This window comes from Pseudomonas sp. MWU13-2100 (assembly GCF_023242365.1).
GTDB lineage: Bacteria > Pseudomonadota > Gammaproteobacteria > Pseudomonadales > Pseudomonadaceae > Aquipseudomonas.
Window position 1 is genome coordinate 1 of record NZ_JALLIX010000153.1, and the last position, 555, is coordinate 555.

The 555-nt window shown below is 63.8% G+C and carries 1 pseudogene; it reads left to right on the top strand.

From position 1 onward, the window contains the following. Positions 1 to 452, top strand: a pseudogene (gene istB, locus M5B99_RS29810) (IS21-like element ISPsy14 family helper ATPase IstB); the annotation flags it as partial. Positions 453 to 555 lie beyond the last annotated feature (103 nt).

Below are 555 nucleotides of genomic sequence, written 5' to 3' on the forward strand. Positions count from 1 at the left end.
TGATCATCGGCGGCCCAACCGGCGTGGGTAAAACCTGGCTTGCTTGTGCGCTGGCCCACAAGGCTTGCCGGGATGGGTACAGCGTGCGCTACCTGCGCCTGCCGCGCTTGATGGAAGAGCTGGGCCTGGCCCACGGTGATGGCCGCTTCGCCAAACTGATGGCCGGTTATGCAAAGACTGATCTGCTGATCCTGGACGACTGGGGCCTGGCGCCGTTTACCGCCGCACAACGGCGCGACATGCTGGAGCTGCTGGACGACCGCTACGGGCATCGCTCGACGCTGGTAACCAGCCAGATGCCGGTGGACAAATGGCATGCGCTGATCGGCGATCCGACCTTGGGTGATGCGATCCTCGACCGGCTGGTGCATAACGCTTACCGCATCGAACTGAAGGGTGAATCGATGCGCAGGCGCTCGACGAAATTGACGACGGCGGGCACTTCAGACTAACAATGCGAACCTGCGTCGCTGCGCTCCGACTGCCCGGCCGGATGATCGTGGAACAGGTGGCCGGATGTGCGTGGGCTGGGTGGCCGGATGGCGTGGAACTGCC